This window comes from Streptacidiphilus albus JL83, from assembly GCF_000744705.1.
Lineage (GTDB): Bacteria > Actinomycetota > Actinomycetes > Streptomycetales > Streptomycetaceae > Streptacidiphilus > Streptacidiphilus albus.
Window position 1 is genome coordinate 7,769,600 of the sequence record NZ_JQML01000001.1, and the last position, 22,978, is coordinate 7,792,577.

15 protein-coding genes and 2 pseudogenes are annotated in these 22,978 nt (G+C 71.2%); 9 read left to right on the forward strand and 8 right to left on the reverse strand.

Annotated elements, in window-relative coordinates:
- Positions 1-205 precede the first annotated feature (205 nt).
- A complete protein-coding gene (locus BS75_RS33675) occupies positions 206-1,195 on the reverse strand; it encodes a hydroxyacid dehydrogenase (RefSeq protein ID WP_034094312.1) in 990 nt (329 codons plus the stop codon).
- A gap of 276 nt (positions 1,196-1,471) precedes the next feature.
- Between BS75_RS33675 and BS75_RS50935 the strand changes: the two are divergent.
- The 5 genes and pseudogenes from BS75_RS50935 to BS75_RS33695 all read left to right on the forward strand — a co-directional run.
- Positions 1,472-2,542, forward strand: a pseudogene (locus BS75_RS50935) (substrate-binding domain-containing protein); the annotation flags it as partial.
- Positions 2,543-2,720: 178 nt separating this feature from the next.
- Positions 2,721-3,008: pseudogene (locus BS75_RS50940) on the forward strand (DUF2264 domain-containing protein); the annotation flags it as partial.
- A gap of 400 nt (positions 3,009-3,408) precedes the next feature.
- Positions 3,409-6,912 (forward strand): S8 family serine peptidase, encoded by a 3,504-nt coding sequence (locus BS75_RS33685; protein ID WP_034090925.1) that lies wholly within the window; start codon positions 3,409-3,411, stop codon positions 6,910-6,912.
- Positions 6,913-7,120: 208 nt separating this feature from the next.
- Positions 7,121-8,374 carry a copper resistance D family protein gene (locus BS75_RS33690; RefSeq protein WP_197091985.1) on the forward strand — a complete coding sequence of 418 codons (1,254 nt, stop codon included), beginning with the start codon at positions 7,121-7,123 and terminating at the stop codon, positions 8,372-8,374.
- Positions 8,375-8,525: 151 nt separating this feature from the next.
- Positions 8,526-9,734, forward strand: coding sequence for a metallophosphoesterase (locus tag BS75_RS33695; protein WP_042440904.1), 1,209 nt, complete (start codon positions 8,526-8,528; stop codon positions 9,732-9,734).
- A 101-nt stretch (positions 9,735-9,835) separates the two neighbouring features.
- Here BS75_RS33695 and BS75_RS45135 read toward each other — a convergent pair whose 3' ends face one another.
- The 3 genes from BS75_RS45135 to BS75_RS33710 form a co-directional block, all read right to left on the reverse strand.
- On the reverse strand, positions 9,836-11,146 hold the full coding sequence (locus BS75_RS45135; RefSeq protein WP_052070042.1) for an RICIN domain-containing protein: 1,311 nt from the start codon (positions 11,144-11,146) through the stop codon (positions 9,836-9,838).
- Positions 11,147-11,430: 284 nt separating this feature from the next.
- Entirely contained in the window at positions 11,431-12,114 is a 684-nt protein-coding gene (locus BS75_RS33705) for a hypothetical protein (protein WP_034094317.1), read from the reverse strand.
- A 118-nt stretch (positions 12,115-12,232) separates the two neighbouring features.
- Positions 12,233-13,879, reverse strand: a complete 1,647-nt coding sequence (locus tag BS75_RS33710; protein WP_034090926.1) for a purple acid phosphatase family protein — start codon at positions 13,877-13,879, stop codon at positions 12,233-12,235.
- A gap of 74 nt (positions 13,880-13,953) precedes the next feature.
- Here BS75_RS33710 and BS75_RS33715 point away from each other — a divergent pair, with 74 nt between their 5' ends.
- Entirely contained in the window at positions 13,954-14,628 is a 675-nt protein-coding gene (locus tag BS75_RS33715) for a PhzF family phenazine biosynthesis protein (protein ID WP_034090927.1), read from the forward strand.
- Positions 14,629-15,357: 729 nt separating this feature from the next.
- On the opposite strand, the gene BS75_RS33720 is transcribed toward BS75_RS33715, so the two are convergent.
- The 4 genes from BS75_RS33720 to BS75_RS33740 form a co-directional block, all read right to left on the reverse strand.
- Positions 15,358-16,707 (reverse strand): IS701 family transposase, encoded by a 1,350-nt coding sequence (locus BS75_RS33720; RefSeq protein ID WP_034086917.1) that lies wholly within the window; start codon positions 16,705-16,707, stop codon positions 15,358-15,360.
- A gap of 357 nt (positions 16,708-17,064) precedes the next feature.
- A complete protein-coding gene (locus BS75_RS33725) occupies positions 17,065-18,945 on the reverse strand; it encodes a DUF4419 domain-containing protein (RefSeq protein WP_231607972.1) in 1,881 nt (626 codons plus the stop codon).
- 146 nt (positions 18,946-19,091) lie between these two features.
- A complete protein-coding gene (locus BS75_RS33735; protein ID WP_034090928.1) occupies positions 19,092-19,976 on the reverse strand; it encodes a YwqG family protein in 885 nt (294 codons plus the stop codon).
- 265 nt (positions 19,977-20,241) lie between these two features.
- Positions 20,242-20,532, reverse strand: coding sequence for a hypothetical protein (locus BS75_RS33740; protein WP_152646247.1), 291 nt, complete (start codon positions 20,530-20,532; stop codon positions 20,242-20,244).
- Between the two features lie 156 nt (positions 20,533-20,688).
- Here BS75_RS33740 and BS75_RS33745 point away from each other — a divergent pair, with 156 nt between their 5' ends.
- The 3 genes from BS75_RS33745 to BS75_RS33755 all read left to right on the forward strand — a co-directional run bounded on the left by BS75_RS33745 (position 20,689) and on the right by BS75_RS33755 (position 22,872).
- The gene (locus BS75_RS33745) at positions 20,689-21,762 is read left to right on the forward strand and encodes a Scr1 family TA system antitoxin-like transcriptional regulator (RefSeq protein WP_152646248.1); all 1,074 of its coding nucleotides are present in this window, start codon (positions 20,689-20,691) and stop codon (positions 21,760-21,762) included.
- A 17-nt stretch (positions 21,763-21,779) separates the two neighbouring features.
- Positions 21,780-22,055 (forward strand): DUF397 domain-containing protein, encoded by a 276-nt coding sequence (locus BS75_RS33750; protein WP_034090931.1) that lies wholly within the window; start codon positions 21,780-21,782, stop codon positions 22,053-22,055.
- Positions 22,056-22,131: 76 nt separating this feature from the next.
- Positions 22,132-22,872, forward strand: coding sequence for a methyltransferase domain-containing protein (locus tag BS75_RS33755; RefSeq protein ID WP_034090932.1), 741 nt, complete (start codon positions 22,132-22,134; stop codon positions 22,870-22,872).
- Positions 22,873-22,978 lie beyond the last annotated feature (106 nt).

Consider the following 22,978-nt stretch of genomic DNA (forward strand, 5'->3'; position numbering starts at 1 on the left):
GGCCGCCGCAGCGAGCCCGGCCGAGCCGAGGACGGCGGCCAGGGCGAGGCCCAGCACTCTGCTGCGGCGGGAGCGTCCTTGGCCGCACCCCCGGCGTCCGCCGTGGATGTCCGGACGGCGTTTCTGCGGATGGAGGGCGCTCTCCTTCACGGGTGGAGCACGAGGGGTGGGGGAGGTGAGATGGGGGTTGCGGTCTGCGGCGCGGTCAGGCCGAGCTGGCCAGGTGTTCCGGATGGACCAGCCCGACCAGCGGGCGGCCGGCGGCGTAGCGTTCGAGCTCGGCCACCGCGAAGGCGCCCATCCGGTGCAGCTCGCCCCCGAGCGAGCCGGCCACATGCGGGGTGAGGGTGACATTGGGCAGGTCGAACAGCGGGGAGTCGGCGGGCAGCGGATCCGGCTCGGTGACGTCGAGCACCGCGTCGATGCGGCCGGTGCGCAGTTCGGCGACCAGCGCCTCGGTGTCGACCAGCGACCCGCGGGCGGTGTTGATCAGGGTGGCCCCGTCGCGCAGCAGGGCCAGCCGCCGACGGTCCATCAGGTGCCGGGTCTCCTCGGTGGCCGGGGCGTGCAGGCTCACCACGTCGCTGGCCGCGACCAGTTCGTCCAGACCGGTCGGGATCGCGCCGAGGGCCCGGAGCTCGGAGTCGGGCAGGTAGGGGTCGTGGACCAGGACCGTCACGTCGAGCTCGCGCAGCAGCCCGATCACCCGGCGCCCGACCCGGGAGCAGCCGACCACGCCGACGGTGCGCCGGTACAGCCCGAGGTCGGGGAAGGACTCGGTCCAGTGCTGCCAGTCCCGGCCGTCACGGTCCCGCCGGAAGGCGCGTTCCAGGGCGGGCAGCCGCTTCCCGGACATGATGACCATGGCCAGGGTGTACTCGGCGACCGGGACCGCGTTCTCGGCGACGGCCGAGGAGACCAGCAGACCACGGTTCCAACAGGCCTGGGTGACATGGTGTTTGACGCTGCCGGCGGCGTGGATCACGGCGCGCAGCCGGGGCGCCCGGCGGAGCACGTCCGCGTCGAGGACCGGGCAGTCCCAGCCGGTGACCAGTACCTCGGCCGCCGCGAGGCGGTCGGCCGACGCGGGGGAGGACAGGTCGTCGACGGCCGGGCCGGGCTCGGCTGCCGCGGCACGCGCGAGCCGGAGCTCGGTGTCGGCGTCGAACAGGAGCGGCCGCAGGGCGGGACGCATCGCGAGCAGGACGGCAGGACGGTGTGACACAGCGGCCTTCCTCGGAACAAGAGGCTGGGAGGCGAAGGGGATTGGCAGTCACCGGCGTGGACACCCGGTCTGCGGACAGAGCTTCGATCGAATCTGATCGACTGTCAAGAGATGCGATGGAGAAAGACAGAATCCAAAGAGAAGCAAAGAGAAACGTAAGTCCCGAGCTGCCGTTGCCCGGTGCGCGGCTGCTAGATTCCAACCGCGCGGACCACCGGGGCCGACGCGAAGCTCTCAGGGGGGCCGGTGCTCGCAGCACAGCGTCAAGCGGAAATCCTCGCCGCCGTCCGACGCGACGGTGTCGCCAAGGTGGCCGACCTGTCCTCGGCCCTCGGCGCGTCCGAGGTCACCATTCGCCGGGACATCGAGACCCTGGCCGCCGACGGCCGGGTGCGCCGGGTCCACGGCGGCGCCGTGCTCCCGGAGGCCGAGGACCGGGAGCTGTCGGAGATCCCGGGCGAGCCCACCGCCGAGCCGGTGCGCCAGGAGGGCGCTCCGCCGGTGGTCGGGATGCTGGTGCCCAAGTCCGCCTACTACTTCAAGGACATCGTCGAGGGCGTCCGCGCCGAACTCGCCGCCGTGGGCGGACGGTTGCTGCTGGCCGTGTCCGAGTACGACGCCGAGCGGGAGGCCGACCTGGTGCGCGGCCTGCTCGCGGCCGGGGCCGACGGCCTGCTGCTGGCTCCCGCCTCCGCCGACCTCGACGGCGGCATCGTGGCCGACTGGGCCACCGGTCTGCAGGTACCCACCGTGCTGGTCGAACGCCGCGCCGGCGGCGCCGAGGCGGCCTCGATCTCCTGGGTCCGCTCGGCCCACGAGGACGGCGCGGCGGCTGCGGTCCGGCACCTGCACGGACTGGGGCACCAGCGCATCGGGCTGTTCGTGCGCGGCGACACACCGACCTCCTTCGCCGTCCGCCGGGGGTGGCTGCAGGCCGCGGCGGCGCTGGAGCTGCCCGCCGCGATGCCGGTGCTCACCGGCGCCGAGGTCGCCGGGTGGCCGCAGTGGGGCGCCGACGGCATCCGACAGCTCGCCGCACTGCTCTCCGAGCACCGGATCAGCGCCCTGCTCTGCCACTCCGACGAGGATGCCCTGGCGCTCCTGCAGAACGGCCTGACCGCGGAGTTCGCCGTGCCCGCGGACCTCTCCCTGGTCGCCTACGACGACGAGTTCTCCGAGTTCACCCAGCCGCCGCTGACCGCCGTCTCGCCGGCCAAGCGGCGGGTCGGCCAACTGGCGGTCCGGACGCTGCTGGAGACCCTCGGCGACCCGTCGACGCCGGTCGCCCACATCGAGGTGCAGCCGCGCCTGGTCCGCCGGGACTCCTGCGCGCCCGTACCCCCGCACGCCGCCACCCCCGCCGCCCCGCCGCCTCCGCGGCCCCGCGACCCTCGTGGGCTCCGCCGTGGGCTCCGCGACCCCCTCGACCCAGGCAGGCGGTTCCTCGTCACCGTGCCCCGGTGCCTGACCGGCCCCGCGCCCGCCCTCGACCTCCCCCCCGGAGGACCGCGTCCGCTCGCCCCGCGCCGGCTGGGACCGCCGGCACTGGGAGGCGCAGGCGGACCGACTGCTCGACGGCCTGCTGCCCTTCGCCTCGCCCTCCTTCGCCTCGCCCTCCTTCGCCGGCTACGCCCTGCCCGGCCGGGCCTCCTGGTCGGGACCGGCCTCGGACGCGCTGGAGGGCTTCGCCCGGAGCTTCCTCCTGGCCGGCTTCCGCATCGCCGGCGCGGGCGGCGCGGGCGAGCCTGCGGCCCGGCTGCTGGAGCGCTACGCGGCCGCCCTTCACCGTCCGCGCCGACGCCGCCGGCGGCCTGCTGGTGCACAGCGGCACGGCGGGCTGGACGCTGCGGCTGGAGCCGGCGGCGGCCCGGGAGGCCGCGCCCCCGCGGATCAGAGGAGTGCCACCCCTGCTCATGGTTACAGTTTCTGATGAATCGTCAGAATAAACAGCGGCAATTGGTTCCGCCCCGTGCCACTGAGCTGCGGTCGGGCGGATACCGGAGCCGGCGCCTCCGCGAGGGCCGCAGGTCCGGGCCTTCCGCCCCCTTGTCAGGGGTGCTTCGCGTGCTGTGGAATGCCTGAGCTTGTCGGGAAGGGTGTTCCGGGGGAAGACGCATGTCTCGCAAGTGCCGGAAGCCGCTCGGTCCGCTCCTCCCGACGTCACTCCGGACGAAGGGATATCGATGCTCGGCTGGCGCAAGGCGCAGTTCGCAGCCGTCACCATAACCGCCGCTTCCGTGGTCCTCGCCATGGGGACCAGCGCGAGCGGCGTACCGGCAACCTCTGCCTCGGGCACGACCGCGATCGCGAAGGGCGGCACCCCGGTGCCGGTGATCGTGGTCCTGAAGGACCAATTGGCGGCCGCCCCGGCCGACGCCGGCCACCTCGGCGCGCGCAAGCAGCAGGCCGCCGCCTCCCAGGCGCCGCTGATCGCCCTGGCGAAGTCCGCCGGGGCCACCCACATCAGCAGCTTCGTGCTCGGCAACGCCTTCGCCGCCACGGTGAGCCCCGCGCTGGAGGCGGCGCTCGCCGCCAACCCGGCGGTGGCGTCGGTGGTGCCCGACCAGACCGTCCCGGTGGCCCCGGCCGGCAGCGTGAGCCCGACGGCTCCGGCCGGCGGGGTCGGGAAGCAGTCCGCCAGCAGCAAGGCCGCCAGCAGCAAGGCGGCCAGCAGCAAGGCGGCGTCGGCGCAGGCCGCAGCCTCCGCCTCGGCGAACGCGATCTGCCCGTCGAACCCGTCCAAGCCGCTGCTGGAGCCCGAGGCGCTCTACTCCATGCACGTGGCCGGCTCCGCCGGCTCGCCCGGGGCCTCCTCGCTGGTGAACGGCTCCGGAGTCTCGGTCGGGCTGATAGCCGACGGCCTCGACCCGAACGACCCCGACTTCATCCGCAGCAACGGCCAGCACGTCGTCACCGACTACGAGGACTTCTCCGGCGTCGGCACCACTGCCCCGACCGGCGGCGGCGAGGCGTTCGGTGACGCCTCGTCGATCGCGGCCCAGGGACGGGTGTCCTACGACCTCTCGCAGTTCGTGAACCCGGCCTACGCGCTGCCGGCCGGCTGCAACATCCGGATCCAGGGCGTGGCCCCCGGCGCCTCGCTGGTGGTGCTGAAGGCCGACGGCAACCTGTTCACCACCTCGGCCATCCTCCAGGCCATCAACTACGCGGTCACCGTGGCCCATGTGAACGTGCTGAACGAGTCGTTCATCCAGAACGAGACTCCGGACAGCGGGCTCGGCGACACCCTCCAGCTCTTCAACTCCGAGGCGGTGGACGCGGGTGTCACCGTCGTCGCGTCCTCCGGCGACGCGGGCCTGACCGGGACGATCGGCAACCCGGCCTCGGACCCCAACGTCATCTCGGTCGGCGCGTCGACCGACTCCCAGCTCTACGAGCAGACCGGCTACGCGCTGGCGAAGGACTCCAACGGCACCTGGGCCAACGACCAGATCTCGGCGCTGTCCTCGGGCGGCTACACCCAGACCGGCGGCACCGTCGACCTGGTGGCCCCGGGCGAGGCCAACTGGGCGCTGTGCTCGACCGATGTCGCCATCTACTCGGAGTGCACCAACTACGACGGCCAGCCCAGCGCGATCGAGGCGTTCGGCGGGACCAGTGAGGCCGCACCGCTGACCGCGGGCGCCGCGGCGCTGGTCATCGAGGCCTACCGGAACACCCACAACGGCGCCTCGCCCTCCCCGGCGCTGGTCAAGCAGTTCCTGGAGGGCACCGCCCAGGACCTCGGCCTGCCCTCCGCGGAGCAGGGCGCGGGCCTGGTCAACGCCCGGGCGGCGGTCGTGGCCGCCGAGGGCTACCACGCCCCGTCCGCCGCGAAGGCCGACACCAGCGCACTGGTGACGACGGGTCAGATCGATGTCACCGGCCACCCGGGCTCGCAGCACGGCGAGAACGTCACCGTGGTCAACACCGGCAGCCGGACGGCCACGTTCAGCGCGGCCACCCGCAACTTCGCCGCGCAGGGCGTCACCCAGCAGACGGTGCAGCTCAACTCCAGCACCGACCAGTCGTTCGTCTACCCGACCAACGGTGCGCCCTGGGTGGAGCACAAGACCACCTTCGCGGTGCCCACCGGAGCGGACCGGCTCTCGGCGACGATCACCTGGCAGGGCGCGGCCCAGCAGTCGGGCGGCGCGTCGGTCACCCCGGTGGTCCGGCTGACCCTGCTCGACCCCTCCGGCCGCTTCGAGACCAACACCAGGCCGCAGGGCGGGGCGGTGTCCGCGAACACCGGCACCGTCGACGTGGCGCACCCGGTGTCGGGCAACTGGACGGCCATCCTCTACACCAACGCCGGAACGGCCGGCTTCACCGGTCCGGTCCTGCTGGACACCGCGACCCAGCGGGCGGTCACCGACGGCAGCGTCGGCCCGCGGTCGTTGACGCTGGCCCCCGGGCACAGCGGCACCTTCCAGGTCCGGCTGACCACCCCGGCCGCCGGCGGCGACAGCTCCGAGTCGGTGGACGTCTACGGTCCGCACGGTGAGCTGACGAGCGTCCCGGTCACCCTGCGCACCCTGGTCGACACCTCCGGCGGCTCCGGCACCTTCACCGGGACCATCGTCGGCGGCAACGCCCGGCAGGCGGCCCAGGCGCAGACCGACACCTACGCCTTCGACGTCCCCAAGGGCAAGAAGGACATCCAGGTCGGACTGAGTGTCAGCCAGGATCCGAACGTGGCCATCCAGGGCGTGCTGATCAGCCCGGACAACACCCCGATCGACTCGGAGAGCAACTACACGCTGAACGCCCAGGGCGTGCCGACCAGCACCGGGCCGACCCTGTCGACCACCGCCATCAACCCGGTGGCCGGTCAGTGGCGCTTCGTGGTCGAGGTGATGAACCCGGTGAGCGGCGCCGAGGCGTCGCAGCAGTACACCGGCACCATCGCCTTCGACCGGGACCACGCCACGGCCAAGGGCCTGCCGACCGGGACCGGGACCCACCTGGCCGCCGGCAAGGCGACCACGGTCGAGGTGACCTACCGGAACACCACCGGCGCGCCGCAGTGGGTGGGCGTCGACGGCCGGCTCGACTCGCTGGCCACCCTGGCGCTGGCGCCGACCAGTCCGGCGACCGTCCCGCTGCCGGTCAACACGGCGTTCCCGCCGAGCTTCGTGGTGCCGCCGGGGACGGCGTCCGTCGAGTCGACGGCCGTGTCCACCACTCCGGCCCAGATCGAGCTGGAGAACAACACCGGCCTGCCGGACGTCTTCGGCAGCCTGACGTCCGCCCAGGGCGGCTCGACGGTGTCGGTCGCGACCTCGACCGCCGCGTCCGGGCAGCCGGTCGCGCCCGGGATCTGGGCCGCGTTCGTCCAGCAGATCGGCCCGTTCCCGGTCACCGGGGCCCCGGCCGGCAGCACCACCGTCACCGCGTCGGCGCTCACCCAGGGCTTCGACCCGGCCGTCTCCTCCAGCACCGGTGACCCGTTCGCCTCCTCGGTGAACGCGTCGGCGGCCCCGGCCACCCCGGTGCTGGTCCAGCCGGGCGCCCAGGTCACCGTCCCGGTGACGATCACGCCGAACGGCGCGAAGGGCAGCACCGTGCACGGTGTGCTCTACCTGGTCTCCGGAGCGAACGGCTACTCCGAGTCGAACCAGTACTTCCTGGCCGTCTCCGGCGACGTGCTGGCGGCCCTGCCGTACAGCTACACCATCGGCTGACGATCAGTCAGCAGTAGTCGGTGACAACTGAATCCGGACCGGTTCCGCAGACGCCCAGCTGCTCCACGGGCGACTGCGGGACCGGTCCCTCGCGTTGGTGCGGGCCTCGGGGAGGCGTCGGTCGGGCCGGGCGGGCTGGCCATAGCTACTTAGGTATGGCTAACCTAAGTTCTCGTTGCCTGTCGATACGTCAGCGAGGATCCCCGCCATGCCCCTGTCCATAGCCATGCCCACGTCCCTGCCGTTCTCGGCGGCGGCCGCCCCCTCGACCCCCCTGGGGCCCTTCGCCGACAGCGCGGTCGCCTGGAGCACCTGGGTCACCCTGATGGGCTTCGTCGGACTCGCCGCGCTCGCTCTGCTGATCGCCGTCCCCGCGGCCGCGCGGGCGGCGCCCGGCGCCACCGCGGCCGTCACCACCCGGCTGGCCCGGGCCGCGGTGCTCCTGGGCGTCCTCGCCGTCCCGGCCGTGCTCACCGACCTGGCGCACGACGCCTCGGCGAGCGACGGCTACGACTACTCGGCGGCCTGGAACTCCCTCTACGACGGCAGCAACGCCGGCCGCCTCTCCGGGCTGGAGGTCACCCTCATCGTGGTCGGCGTCGCCCTGCTGGCGCCGCTGACGGCCCGTTCGCTCACGGCGGGACGGGCGACGGGGTGGCTGCTCGGCGGGGGGCTGGCCGCCGCCGCAGTCGCCCTCGGCACCACCAGGTTCCCCGACCAGGTTCCCGCCGACTGGGGCCGCAGCATCTTCCAGACCCTGATGTGGATGCTGCACCTGCTCGGCGGCGCGGTCTGGCTCGGCGGCCTGGTCGGCCTGGCGCTGCTCGCCCTGCCCGGCGCACTGCCCGCGACCGCCGAGCGCGGCGCCTTCTGGTCGCTGGCGCTCCGCCGGTTCTCGGCCTGGGCGATGGGCTGCGTCGCCGCCATCGCGCTGTCCGGCCTGTTCCTCTACTGGCAGCACGTGGACGGCCCCTCGCAACTGCTCTCCACCATGTACGGGCGGGTGCTCGGCGTGAAGATCATCATCTTCGGCGCGCTGCTGCTGCTCGGGATGTACAACCAGTTCTGGCTGCACCCCCGGATCGACGCCCTGCGCGCGGCCGGCGAGGAGCGCCCGCTGGCCACCGTGCTGCTCCGGCGGTTCCCGCTGGTGGTCGCCACCGAGGTGCTGCTGGGGCTCGCGCTGCTGTTCGTCGCCCCGTTCCTGCACGGCTCCGCCCGCAACCAGGCGTACCAGGCGAACCTGGCCGAGCACTCGGTCACCGCCGTCGACGCGAAGACGCTGCCCAAGCTCCCGCCCAAGACGGCGACGGCGTCCACCTGGGTGTGGGGCAGCGCGGAGACGGTCGCCGTGGTCGCGGTGATGGTCGGCGGCTACCGGGTCTCCGGCCGCCTGGCCCGCCGCCGCCGGACGGCGGCCGCGTCGACCGGGGCGGCCCCGGTGCTCCCGGCGACCTCCTGAGCGCTCGACCGGGGGCCGGCGCAGTACAGTTCCTCGTCCGGAGACCGTTCCCGCAAGCCGGACGACGGTATCGGGCCGGACAGTGGACATGAGGGGCAGCACCGTGACAGACAACGAATCCCACGGGTCGGAGACCGACGTGCTCGGACCCGTGGGCGCGACCCCGCCCGGGGCGGCCGACGGTTCCGGGCCGGAAAACCCCGAGGCCGCCGACGGCAGGAAGCGGAAGCTGCGCCGTCCGCTCGCCGCCCTGGTCACCGTGCTGCTCCTGCTGTTCGTCCTGCCGTGGTGGACGCTGTTCGCCTCCGGCGCCGACTGGCCGTTCCCGGTGGTCCTGGTCGGCACGGTCGTCTTCGCCGTCACCCTGCTCGTCTTCCCGCTGCTGGCGGTCCGGGGCCACGGGCGCAGGCGGGACGACCGGGCGTCGCGCATCGCCGACACCACCCTCGGCGTGGTCTGGGTGCTCTTCGTCTGGTCGGTCCTGGGCAACCTGGTGCGGCTGGTGCTGCTCGCGGCCGGCGTCGCCGACCCGGACCGGTCCAGGATCGTGGTCGCCGCCATCGTGGTGATCTCGGCCGTACTGCTGGCCTGGGGACACTTCGAGGCCATGCGGACACCCCGGGTGGCCCGGCTGGACGTCACCGTCCCGCGCCTCGGCCGTGGCCTGGACGGGACCAGGGTCGTGCTGCTGGCCGACACCCACTACGGCCCGATCGACCGGGCCGACTGGTCGGCCCGGGTCGCCGAGGCGGTCAACGGGCTCGACGCCGACGTCCTCTGCCACGCCGGCGACATCGCCGACGGCACCCCGGACATGCGCCGCGAGCAGGCCGCGCCGCTCGGGACCATGCGCTCCCGGCTGGCGAAGATCTATGTCACCGGGAACCACGAGTACTTCGGCGAGGCCCAGGGCTGGCTCGACCTGATGGGCGAGCTGGGCTGGGAGCCGCTGCACAACCGCCACGTCGTGGTGGAGCGCGGCGGGGACCGACTGGTGCTCGCCGGGGTGGACGACGTCACCGCCGCCTCGTCCGGCCTGGCCGGACACCGGACCGACCTGGACGGCGCGTTGGCCGGGGCCGACCCGGAGCTGCCGGTGCTGCTCATGGCCCACCAGCCCAAGTACGTCGACCGGGCCGCCGACGCCGGGATCGACCTGATGCTCTCCGGACACACCCACGGCGGGCAGATGTGGCCCTTCAACTTCCTGGTCCGGCTCGACCAGCCGGTGGTGCACGGCCTGAGCCGGCACGGAGCGCGGACCCAGCTCTACACCAGCCGGGGCACCGGCTTCTGGGGCCCGCCCTTCCGGATCTTCGCCCCGAGCGAGATCACCCTGATCACCCTGCGCTCGGCCTAGCCGGCGCGGCGGCTGCGCCGTCCGGAGCCGCCGAACGAGGCCGCCCGGAGCCCGCAGAGCGGGTCCGGGCGGTACTCGGTGCCGGGTACTCGGTGCGCCGATCAGCTCACGGCGGGGTGGAAGTAGAAGGACTCGTTGTTCGCCGGGTAGGGGAGCTGTCCGTACTGCTGGGTGTACTGGATGACCGGCGTGCCGTCGGCGTTGCTGTTCTCGCTGACGTTCAGGTACAGCCCGGTCTGGGTGTTCTCGACGGTGGTCAGGTTCGGGAAGAGCGGCACCGGGTGCTCCAGGGCGAATTCCTGGGTGTCGTTGGCGGTGCTGCTGTTGTGGCAGTCCCAGATGTTCATCTGGGAGCCGATGGTGCTCGCCGTTCCGTTGTCCACGTCCATGCACTTGCTGCTCGCGGCGCTGACGAGACGGTCGAACTGCCCGTAGAGACCGGCGGTCCGCAGCGTCCACAGCTGGTTGCTGCCGCCGTCGGGGTGGTACAGGATGACGTGGGTGCCGTTCGCCTTCTGCGCGGCGTACACGTCCAGCAGGCTGGAGTTGCCGTGGTCGCTGACGGTGAACCGGGTCGGGTTGGCCCCCGCGTGCAGGGAGCTGAAGGTGACCGGCCAGTGGTCGCTGCCGCGGGCGACGCCACGGCTCGCCTGCCAGTTCTGGGTCAGCACGTTGGAGACCATGTAGTCCAGCTCGCCGCCGCTCTGCTGGGTCGCCATGCCGGTGTTGTAGATGTGCGAGCCGTTGGGCAGGCCGAGCGCGGGCAGCGTCGTCGGGTCGCGGTTGAAGTCGCCCAACACCACCCAGTCCTGGAGGCCCAGGGTGCCCGCCGCAGCGGCCACCCGCCGGACCAGGGAGCCGGAGTCGGTGCCGCCGGTGGCGCTGGCGTGGATGGAGGCGAACATCGTGTCGTCGGTGGTGTTGACGACCGCGAGCGCGTCCCGGTAGACGCCGTCGATGTTGAGCACGTGGTCGGGGAGCCAGGAGGTGATGATGGCCGGATTGACCCCGAGGGCGGGGTTGTTGCCCTGGCTGAGGATGAACAGGTAGCGCTGGCCCCGGCTGCGGTTGCCGGGGATGACGTAGCCGGTGATGCCGGCCCCGTAGTTCCCGTGCAGCTGATGAGCCGCGTTGGGGGGCGTGACCGGGGCCTCCTGGAGCGCGACCACGTCGGAGCGGGTGGACAGCTCAAGTGCGTACTGCCAGCGAGTGGTCGAGCGCTGCATGTTCCAGGTGGACAGGCGATGGGTGTCGGCGTTCGCCGCCGTGGCGGTTCCACCGGAGACGGTCAGGAAGGCCGCGCACAGCAGTGCGCAGGTCAGCAGCGTCAGCAGTCCGCGCCGACCACCGGCCTTCCGGGCAGATTCGGCCCTTTTCGTGAACAGGTCCAGTCTCGTGCGTAGGGTTCGCATACGGCCACTATCCACGCATTGAACCGAAACGGTGAATTTTTGCCTGGAAATGGCCAGGATTCTCCGGGGCGTCACATTTGCAGGTATAGCCGCTTATATGCCTGAATCGGCTGCCATGCGTTCCCCGCCGGTCGGTCGATCTCTTCGTCCGGATCCAACAGCCAGTGACTGCAAGCCACCTGAGTGACCTTCGGTGACCGGGCCGGTCCGGTGGAGTCCGTGGACGGGACCCCGTGCCTCCGGCAGATCGTGTTCGTACTGCCGGGCCGTGCGGGCCGTCGCACTTACACGAATCCCTGGTCCAGCAAATCGGCGCCGGCGCCGGTGACGCGGTGGCGCTGGCCCGATCCGCCGATGACCCGGGACCAGCTCTCGACGCTGAGCTCGGCCTCGGCCCGGACCCGGGGGTCGGCAGGGAGCAGTTCGATGCTGAAGCCGCCGTAGAAACCGGGAACGGGGAACCACATCGTGCCCTCACGGACCTCGGTCAGCGGGCCGAGCTCGGGGAGCCGCACCCGGTGTTCGGCGAGCATGTCGTGCACGCGTCCGTGGATGACCTGGTGCAGGTGCCAGTTGAGCGCCGCGAGCTGGGCCGGCGGCACCGGCCGGACCGGGACGGGCGCGAGCAGCTCGGTCAACTGGGGGTGGCCGCGCCGGGCGGCGATGGCGGAGGCCGTCTCGCCGGCCCAGTCGCCGCCGGTGCACTGCACGGTGCGCCAGGCGCCTGCGGCGAGGAGCCGGCCGACCACGGAGGCCGGTGCGCCGTGCCAGCCGGCCTGGTGCAGCGCGGTGTAGCCGGAGGACCCGCCGACGCGGGAGGCATTGACCAGTTCCCGGTCGGCCTCGATCATGTCCAGGACGACGCCCCAGTTGCCGTCGCGGGCGGCGTCGGCGAGCTGGTCGCGCTTCAGCACATGGCCGGCATGCAGGGAGTCGCGGCGCTGAACGCCGTTCCAGGTGATCGACATGGTGCCCACCGTATCCAGGGCGGCGGACGGAGCGAAGCCGGTACCTGCGGGGCGTACCGGCCCGCCCGCCGCCCGGATCTGCCGACGGCGTGTCAGAGAACCTGCCCAGGACGGCTGTTCACCCGCGCTGCACGGTGAAGTCGTCCACCGCCGTGCCGTCCTCGATCAGCGAGCGGACCGAGAGCCGCGCCGGACGGCCGTGCGCGGCCGGGGTGACGTCGATCGCCAGCAGGCAGTAGCCGGTGTAACGGACGCGGGACCAGCCGACCTTGACGGTCTCGTTGTCGCCGTTGGGCTCGCAGATCACCATCGGCACCGGGGTGTCGTTCGGCGTCTCGTGGCCGAGGTAGCTGTCCGACGCGGGGAACGAGTAGACGCCGCCCCCGCCGCCGCCCGCCACCACGTAGGTGGTGCCGTCGCGCACGGGGTCCACGGTGCCGCCGCTCGGGACCTTGCGGGTGGGCTTCCCGGCGCGGATCGGGTCGGTCCGCTCGTAGATGTGGTTGTGCCCGCTGAGTACCAGGTCGACCTGGTACCGGTCGAACAGTGGAGCCCACTGCTGCTGGGCGCCCAGCTCGGCGCCGTTGTCGGCGCAGGTGGAGTAGGTGCACTGGTGGAGGTAGACCACGACGAAGTCGATGGTCGGGTCCGCGCGGAAGGCGGCGAGCTTGCGCTCCAGCCAGACCCGCTGCCGGCCCTTGGTGTAGTCGAGGTTGGCCGGGGTGTTGTAACAGACGTCGTTGCCGTCGAGGCTGATCAGGCCGACGTTCTGGTAGCGCCAGGCGTAGATCCCGGTGGAGCCGGTCCACGCGTTGTCGGGCATGGTGAAACGGGCCCGGACGCCGCCGTAGCCGTCCTCCCCGTACCAGGCCTCCATCTCGTGGTTGCCGATCGCCATCATCCACGGGATCTGCGAGGCGATCGGCTCGTTCTGGACGAAGAAGGCGTCCCAGATGCGGGCGTCGTAGGAGTCGGTGGTGTCGCCGCCGCCGTCGCTGTTGGCGTACGACAGGTCGCCCATGTGGACGTGGAAGGCCGGGTTGAGGCCGGCGATGAGGTTGCCGGTGGCGACCGCGTTGTAGCCGACGCCCTGGTCGCCGAAGGCGGTGAAGCTGAAGCCCGCGCCGCGTCGCACGTCCGGCGCGGTGCGGAAGGAGGCGATCTCGCCGAGCCGCAGTCCGCGCGCCGCCGGGTCGTAGCCCTGGTGGCCGACGACGTAGTAGTAGGTGGTGTCCGGCAGCAGCCGGTCCAGCTCGGCGTGCAGGTAGTACTGGGTGACGGTCTTGGGCTTGATCAGCGGCTCGTCCTCGACCGGCTGCTGCCAAGCCAGTTGGCTGACCAGCGGGCGCACCTCGGCCGCGATCCGGGAGCCGAGCTCGCCCGGGTGGTTGCCGATGCGGACGAACGGGCCGGCCACCTTCCCCGGCACCTGCCAGGAGACGGTCACCTGCCGGGAGGGGTCCGCGCCGAAGCTGAGGTGCCGTCCGAAGGGACGCAGCGGCGAGGCGGTCGCCGGGTTCGACCGGGCGTCGGTCGAACCCGCTGTCGCGGGCTGGGCGGCGGCGGGCGCGCCGAGCAGCTCGGCGGCCTGGGCGCTGCCGGTGGCCAGCGCGCCGACGGTGGCGAGGGCGATGCCGCCGACGGCCCCGACGCGCAGGACCTCGCGCCGCGAACTGCCGTCGTGGGAGCGGGCCTGGTGTGAGCGGGCCTGGTGGGGGAGGAGTGAACTGCCGGGATGGGGGTCGTGCCGGGGGGTCTCGGGCATAGGCGTAGTTAATTAGCTTTACCAGGATTGGGTCAAGGGTTCTGCCGAGACCTGCGAGGTGTTTGAATCTACGCATGACGGATCTTCATGTCCTCCGGGTCTTCTGCGGCCCGGACGGAGGCGCGGGCAACCTCCTCGGTGTCGTGCGGGACGGTGCTGCGGTAGCGGCCGCTCAGGACCGACAGGCCGTTGCGGCCGCCCTCGGCTTCAGCGAGACGGTGTTCGTCGACGACGCGGCGGAGGGCAGGGTCGACATCTACACCCCGAGCATCCGACTGCTCTTCGCCGGGCACCCCCTGGTCGGCACGGGCTGGCTGCTGCGACAGGAGGGCCTCGCGGTGGAGACCCTCCGCCCGGCGGCCGGGGAGGTGCCCTTCCGGCAGGACGAGGAGTTCAGCTGGATCCGCGCCCGCGCGGAGTGGGCTGCGGGCCGGCGCACCCACCGCTACGGCTCGGCGGCCGAGGTCGACGCGCTGCCCGCCCCGCCGGAGGGCACCGGCTGGCTGTACGCCTGGGCCTGGGCGGACGAGGCCGAAGCCCGGGTCAGGGCACGCGCGTTCCCCCGCCGTGGCGACGGCATCGTGGAGGACGAGGCAACGGGCGCGGCAGCACTGGTCCTCACGCAGGAACTCGCCCGAGGGCTGGACATCCGCCAGGGCGTCGGCTCGCAACTCGTGACCCGGCCGCAGTCGGACGGCACGATCGAGGTCGGCGGCCGCGTCGCCCTGGACAGCGTCCGACCGCTGTAGTGGAGCTCCGGACGGACGAGGGTGGGGTGGGCCTGTCCGTGCGACAGCCCCACCGGCCGGTGGTGCCCTGGTCACAGCGTCACAGCAGTTGATCTCGTTCGGCTTGACCGGCGCAATCGCGGCCCTGTCCCTCGCCACACCGGCCGCTGCTCAAGCTGCCCCGACGGAGAGTTGGACAACCTCAAAGCATGCTCAAAGTGCCTCGACTCATGAGGAAACGAAACCCGAGATTCCGACGTGTGACAGATCTGTCGGATCCGTGTTTCGGCGTCACCCGCTACCTCTGTGAGCTGTGTGTTCGTCCGAATCCGCGTTCCGTCTGATCGTGGTCATCCCGTGTTCTCTGCTATTTCTCTGCAGGGGTTCAGCTTGAGTCTTCAGGTTTCGGGCGTTATGCGGTGAAGGGTGGGTACTGCCCTCCCCGAGGGGGTAGTTGGGGGCGAGAGGGTAGTTCTTCACTCTGGACGAAGCGCGACACGCGCAGTAGAGTCCACCTTTATGGGAACCGGAGAATTCGCGCCAGGACTCAGTGCCTCGGCGCTTGCACGGGCTCTTCAGGGTAGTCATCAGCCAGGGGCAAATGATGATCCATACATTTCGGGTGACTATAGAGAACTGAACCAGATCCACGGCAAGAATGTTTGTAGACAGGCTGCGGAGATACTGCAGAAGCCGCGAGCCCATGGCGTGGCCTTCTGTCACGGCAGCTGTAGATCGTGATCTTTGGGTTCATGGGGTGCTGTCGGCGTAGGCGTGCCAGCGTTGGTGGCAGGCGCGGGCGCGGTGTTGGTGGCGGCGTCGCCAGGCGGACCAGCGCAGGACGTGGCCGGCGTCCCGGCGGGGCGTGGGGAGGATCAGTAGCCGGAGCAGGCGCAGGAGTTCGAAGCTGCTGAGTGGGACCAGCTCGAGCCCGGCGGGTGTGGGTTCGCCTGCTTCGAGGGCGGTGGCGACGGCGAGGAATGCGTAGGCGACCAGGGCGGCGGTGGACCAGCGGTGCCAGCTGGTCCAGGTGGTGACCTGGCCTTTGTCCAGGCCGACGGTGTTCTTCGCGGCTTGGAAGTCTTCCTCGATCTTCCAGCGCAGGCACACGATGCCCACCAGCCGCGCCAGGCTCGCCGGTATCGGGCTCCAGCAACGGTAGTAGGAGACGGTTCCGGTGTAGCGGTGGCGGCGGGCCAGCAGCACCGAGACCCCGCCTTCCGCGTGGTCGGCGGGGGTGTCGTCGGGGTGGACGTCGAGCATGGCCCAGTCGTAGTCGCGTGCGCCCTTGCTGCCGGTTCCGGTGCGCATCCGCTGCCAGGCCCCCTTGGGGACCAGGGCTTTCGCCTTGGCGGCGGACAGCCTGGCGCCCGAGGGCAGGGTGAGGTGGTGGCTGCTGCGGACCGCGACTGCGTAGCCGAGGCCGAGCCGGCGGCAGGTGGTCCGCAGGGCCTTGGCGCCGTAGACCTCGTCCCCGGCGAAGAAGCTCGCGCGGACCCCGGCGGCGTGCGCCTTCTCCAGCATGGCCTGGGCCTGGGCGGTCTTGGTTGCGAACATCAACTCCTCTGGCACGCCCGTGTGTTCGCGACGCTCCTCGTCGGCGGCCCACTGACGGCCGAGGTAGTGGACGCGGTCGACGATGGTGTGGCCGCGGCTGGTGGCGTAGGTGAGGTGGACGGCGACCTGGCACAGGCCGATCCCGCCGAGCGAGCCGGAGTACTGGTGGGCGGCGCCGACCGCGTCGGTGGAGGACTTCGCGTCGCCGGTCTCGTCCGCGATCAGCACCGCGTCGCCGTCGTCCAGCGCGGCGACGGCCCAGGCGGCGGCCGCGTCCAGCACCGCTTCGTCGTCCCAGCTCGCGCGGGAGAGCAGGTGCTGCAGGCGGTGTGGGCCGCTGTGGCCGATCGCCTCGGCCAGGGTCCAGCAGTTGACGTTCTCCAGTTCCATCAGCAGCCCCTCGGCGAGCTGGCGGAACGTCGAACGCGTCTCCCGGCGGGGAAAACCGCTGGCCACAGCGCCCATGAGGTCCTCGAAGAGCTCACGGTGCCGGTCATGCGCTATCGTCGGCGCGGCAGCCGCCGCGTACTGATGTTGAGTCACATCTCGTCATGATCGCGGCGGCTGTCCTCATGCCCGCAGACGGCCCCGGCCTCGCTGACCAGGAGCAACACCACCGAGATCACGATCTACAGCTGCCGTGTCTGTGCTGCGTGCCTCACGATTGGGACGCTTCTCTACGGTCCTTGACCGCAGCTGGTTCACGTGGCAAGGCCGATGCTCGGACAGTGAGCCGCAGAATCCTTGCGGCGTCGTGCCCTTCCTGGGCATCCGGCGGTTCGCACGCCCCTGAGCTTCACTCCGTGCTTCACTCCGTCGGGGATCCTCCGGAGGGGCGAGGGCGGACGGCGGCGGCAAGGGCCGCCTGGTCGGTAGGGCGCAGCGAAATCGACGCTCGGGTCAGAAGTCCTCGATGGCTTGGGCGAGATCGGGGCCGTGCGAGGTCGTGCAGTGGATTTCGCCGGTGTCAGGGTGCAGCGATCCGGCGTACCAGAGGCCGCTGTCAGCGGCGCGGACCAGGCAGCAGAGGGCGAGCTGAACGACGTGGGTTGGCCGGAACCGCTGGCTTGGTCCGTCGTCGGGGGCCGGCCGCCAGACCGCGCGGTCGGCCGACAACGCCTGCGCGGCGGAGAAGCCGGCCACTCGGCGCAGCCGGGTGTGGGTCCAGCCGTCCGGCAGCAGGTGGTCCTCGGGGTGGGGTGCCGCAGCCCGCCGCTCGGCGACGGCATGGCCGAGGAGGGGGCGGACGTACTCGCCGTCGAGTTCGATGCCGAGCACGCCGGCGAGGAACCGCATCTCGCGGGCACCGTCTGGACAGTGCCACTCGAAGGGCACCAGGGAGATGTGGGAGGGGAAGGCATTCTCCCGGAAGCGTTCGCCCCTGCTCCAGCCGAAGGACTGCTTGGGCTGTGGTCCGGAGGGAGTCTGCGTGTGGGCGAAGAAGACGGTGATCCAGCCGGAGACGAACTCACCGCCGGACATGGACTGCCACTTGTAGAGGGAACGCCAGAACTCGGTGTCGACGGTGCCGCCGGCGGCCGTGGCAGCGATCTCGTCGAGGACCGGGCCCAGGGCCTGGAACCATGACTCAAGCCCGTCGAACCACTCTCCGAGCGCGCGGACACGGGTGGCCAGCAGTCGCCAGTCCGACGCCTGGCCCTCCAGCCGGATACGCGGGATCCCGCAGAGACTCTCCCACTCGAAGCGGTAGTAGGGGCTGACCACGGACATCAGGGCGACCAGCGCCGAGGAGACGTCCTCGGGTGTGGTGGTGCTGAACTGCGGCAGGAGCAGGTCGGCGAGGTCGCTGCCGAGCTTGGCCCGCAGGGGCTCCTGGACCAGGCGGATGGATCGGCTCCAGTCCGGTTCCGAGTCGAGCAGGCTGTCGTCGCGGACCGTGATGGTCTGCCGGTGAGCCGGGGTGTCGGTGAAGATCCCGGCGTACTGCTCGCTGTTCAACTGGACGTGGACGGCGACCTCGTGCACCACCGCGTACCAGAGGAGGTCCGGCGAGAGGCTGAGCGGCAGGTGCGCGGCGAAGCTCTGGTGGACGGCGCGCAGCAGCAGGCTCCACGTCGGTTCGAGCACCGGGACCGCGTCGAAGCCCTCCTCCGGCCCGGCGGCCAGCAGGGTGCGGGTACTGCGGTGATGGAAAGTCAGAGTGCTGTCGGTGACCGCGTCGAGGAAGGCCGAGTTGTCGGCGGGCCGGATGGAGGCCGCCAGTTGCCCGGCCCGGGTGTCTGGTGGGACCGGCAGGTCGATCACCGCTGCCGAACTCCGCCGCGCGAGGTCCGAGCCGCACAGAGCACAGGTGTAGTCGTCGTCCTTGACGATGGTGAGCTGTCGGCAGGGCTCGCAGCGGCGGAAGACGAAGGCGTGGGTGAAGCCGTCTGGGTGGGCGATCCCGGCGGCGTCGAGCGCCGCCGCGACTGCCGGCCAGCAGCCGGGGGAGGGGCAGTAGCCGGTGGACTGGTTGCTGACCTCGCCGACGCTCCAGCCGGTGCCGGTGTCGTCCTGGACGAACCCGATCTCACCAGCTACCAGCACGTCCGCGCCACCGGCGCAGTCGACGTGTTCACTGCGGCGTGGGGCGAGGAGCAGTGCGCCTTGCTCGTCCACCACGTAGGTGACCGGCTCCTGCCGCTCGGCCGGGTCGAGGGCGGCCATCCAGCGTCCCAGGTCGCCCGAACTGCGGACGAGTTGCCCGGCGGGGCCTCGGGACGCGGCAGGCAGCAGCTCTGGAGGCCCGACATACCGGAAGGGACGCGTTGTCTCGGTCACGGCGCCCACGGTAGTGGGCGGCGGACGGCCGATCATCCGAATATGGCGACGCGGGGACAGTCGCATCGACTGTCAGCCGGGGATGACCAGGTGCCCGAACAGGCCTGCGCCCGCTTCCACGGCGGTCTCTCTCGTCTGCGAGGCGGTCAGCAGCACTGCCAGGTGAACATGGCCGCCTCGAAACGGCGCGCGGCCAGGTCCTCCGGACGGATCAGCCAGTACAACGCCCCGCAGTCGCCCCACATCATGTCCGCGTCGCCGTCGGTGTCGAACTGGGCCAGTAGCACCCAGCGCTGCGCCTCGGCTTTCATACGGTCGTCGCCCATGCCGGTACGCCTGCTGCCGATGACGGCTCGTGCGACCTCGTACTCGACCGGGCCCTGGACCGGATCGGCATGGCCCCCGATCTGGTGCCCGATCTGACTGCCCCCCTTGTAAAGGGCATTGATGAACGCCTTTACCGGCGCGGGCTGGAGGTGGGGCAGTTCGGGCCGTATGCCCTCGGTGGCCAGGGCCTGTTCGCTCTGCGGGTGCCAGGGATCCGGGGCGCTCGACCGAACGCTCGCGGTCAACTCCACGCGCTTGTAGGGCTCCAGCTCGCTGGGCACGAGTACTGGGGATACGGGGGTGTCGGCGGGGATGTAGAGGACTCGGGCACCGGCCCAGGTCTCCGGGTCGTCGACGAACACGAACGCCTCGGTGTCGTCGACCCGGCCGTCGAAGTAGAAGAACAGCAGCGTCCCGCTGTCCGGGAAGGATGCGGTGACGCCGGCCCGGGGCAGCGCGCCGCAGTCCACCGAGGCGATGAACGACAGCGGCCCGTAGCCGGGCCACTCGGGCCACTCCATCTCGGCAGGCAGCAGCGGGGACCCACCGAGTGTTGCCACCACGGGCGCGGCCGCGCGGTCCTTGGCCGCTGCGGTCAGACGCACGCACGGGCGCAGCAGTGATGTCCAGCGGGCAGCGGCATCAGGTGGCAGGTGTTGGGCGGCGAGCGCCGCGAACGGCTTGGCGGAGGCGGAAGTGGTCATAGGCCAGATCATGGTGGGCGCCACTGACAATCCAGGGCGCCGCCCGCACCGTGCCGGTCAGCGGTGCTCGGCCTTCAGATGCCTTCGTAGGTAGATCCGTTGGTCGGCCGCCGCGCTCCGGTCCCGTCCCGCCGCCTGCTCGGCGGCGGCGAGTCGGGCGCACTCCGCGCATCCAGGCACCGGCACGGGGCGAGGCAGCGGGCTGGTCAGCGACTCCAACGGGGTGACCCTCGCCGTCCGATCGACCGGCATCGGCGGGGCGGCATCAGCGGCCGTCCTGGTCGCCGCCGCGCCGGGCCTCGGCCGCCTGCACGGCGATGTCCCGCTCCTCGGGGGTCGCCTCACGAAGGGACGTCGGAAGCGTGTCGTGCTCCAACCCACCCCCGTAGGGCCGGATGTAGGCACGGTCGGCGGTGACGGCCTGGAACCGTCCGACGAACCCGGTCTCGGTGTCCACGACCCAGTCGTCCCGCTGCGGGCGGTAGAGGACGGGTGCGGGTGCGGGGTCCGCACCCGGTCGGCGAGGCGGTGCGGTGCGTGGCTGTGTGCTCGTCATGTGCTGATCTCCTTGGGGTCCTTACATTCGTTTTGCGCCAGCCGTCGGAGGGGCATGTCCTAATGTGACGCTCACTCAGTGTCGATGTGTGGTAGCTCGTAGACCAAGGTCCGGCCGATGAGCGATTGAAGAGTCATATCCAACCTGGGGGTGCACATGGCGCGGCCGAAGGTTCAGCAGACAACCAATGGCGCCGCCGAGTTGTGGGGTGCCGAACTACTGTTCTGGCGGGGGCGCCAGGGCATGACGCAAGGCGCACTGGCGGTGCTCGTTCACTGCGACCAGTCATGGATCAGTTCCCTGGAGAACGGGAGGGGCATTGCCACACCCGAGCTGGCCAGGGCGTTTGATGACGTGCTCGAAACTGGTGGCGTACTCCTACGGAGTCTCAAGTACGTCGACCGGGAGGCCACGGCGGCGTACCACCCGGACTTCTTTCGCAAGTACGTGGAGCTGGAAGCCAAGGCCCTGACGCTCAGGGAGTGGTACCCGTACGGCTTCCCGGGACTTCTCCAGGTCGAGCCGTACATGCGGGCGCAGCTTGCCGAGTGGCACAGTCCAACTCGCATCGCCGAGCTGACGGCCGCCCGACTGTCCCGGGTGGGAAGGCTGTTCGGGGAGTTTCCGCTTCGCGTCCTGGTGGTCATTGACGAGTCAGTCCTGCACAGAATTATCGGCAGTCGCCAGGTGATGGCCAATCAACTCAGGCATCTGATCGACATGATGGACATGACCAATGTGGTTGTCCAGATCCTTCCGAATGATCGACCGCCGTTGGCCTTCGTCGACAGTCCGATGGCCTTTCTGGATATGCCGAGCGGGCAATCGTGGTTCTATACGGAGGGGTTGGACCACGGGCGCATCTCGGATGACCCGTCCGTCGTGTCCGGTCATCGGGCACGTTACGATCTGCTGAGGGCATCGGCGCTACCGGTTCCGGAGTCCCAACAGATGATCTATCGCTCATTGGGAGAGTTGATCAACGTGACCCCCTCATACGACGCTGGCGACCTCGGTATCTTCAAGTCCAGCTACTCAGGGGGTGGCAACAGTTGCGTTGGTTCGTCCCGTGACCTCCTGGCCGTCGGGATCGCCCCCGTCGTGGACACTGCGCTCGGCGCTGCTTCGCCCGTCCTCCCGTTCACCACGGCTGCGTTCGCGTCCTTCGTGGACGCCGTCAAGCGGCGTGATCCGGCGTTCGCCTTTGGCGAGCGGTACGTTACGCCGTAGGGGAGTCCCGCAACCTGATGCGCAGCAAGATCGGAGAGGTGGTCACCATGACTTCCGCCATCAACCCGTCCAATCTCGCTACCTTCAAGTCCTCCTACTCCGGCGGACAGAGCGGCTGCGTGGGGACCTCCCGTGACCTCCTGGCTGTCGGGATTGCCCCTGTCGTGGACACCGCGCTCGGTGCTGCCTCGCCTGTTCTGCCGTTCACCACGGCCGCGTTCGCGTCTTTCGTGGACGCCGTCAAGCGGCGTGATCCGGCGTTCGCCTATGGCGAGCGGTACGTTACGCCGTAGCGCGTACGGCCCCCTGTGGCGCAGCACCAGCCGCAGGGGGCCGATTGCTGTCGACGACAGGAGCAGGGGAGAGACCATGGCTGGAGCCGTCTACGATCGCCAGGCCGCCGAGGACTACCGGGCGTCTCGGGAGATTCCCCGGGACGCGCTCGACGCGTGGCGTGACGCCATCGCCGAGACGGTTCGGCTCGGGTCGGGGACGACGGTGCTGGACGTCGGCGCCGGGACCGGCGGCTTCGCCGGCGCGTTCCACGCCTGGTTCGGGGCAACCGTCCTGGCGGTGGAACCGGCCCAAGCGATGCGGGAGTTGATCCCGGTCTCGGAGGGGATTCGCGCCCTGGACGGCCGCGCGGAGGCCCTGCCCGTGCCGGACGGTTGCGCGGACGCGGCGTGGCTCGGTTCGGTGATCCACTACCTGAGCGACCTGGAGACAGCCGCCCGCGAGCTGCGCCGGGCGCTGAAGCTGGGCGCGCCGGTGCTGATCCGCAACGCCTTCCCCGGGCGCTGCGGGCGGGACCTGCGGGTGCGGTTCTTCCCCGAGACCGAGCGGCTGGTGGACGGCTACCCCAGCGTCGAGCGGGTCTGCGCGGCATTCGCGACGGCCGGTTTCGCCCGGGTCTCGCTCCGCTCGCTGCCGCAGCAGAGCGCGCCCACCCTCACCGCCTTCGCCGACGGCCTCCGCCGCGAGGCGGACTCCAAGCTCCGCGCCCTCACCGACGAGGCCTACGAGCGCGGCCTCGCCCGCCTCCGCGCCGCCGCCACCGCAGCCCCGGACGAGCCGGCCGTCAGCTGGATGGACCTGCTGGTCCTCTCCTGACGGACGTCCATTTCCGGCCCCGGCCAGCGGTCATCGTCCCCAGTGCCGGGAGGGCTGCCCGGGTGGCGGCCGACATGGTGCTGCGCCGCGTGTCCGGCATAGGCTG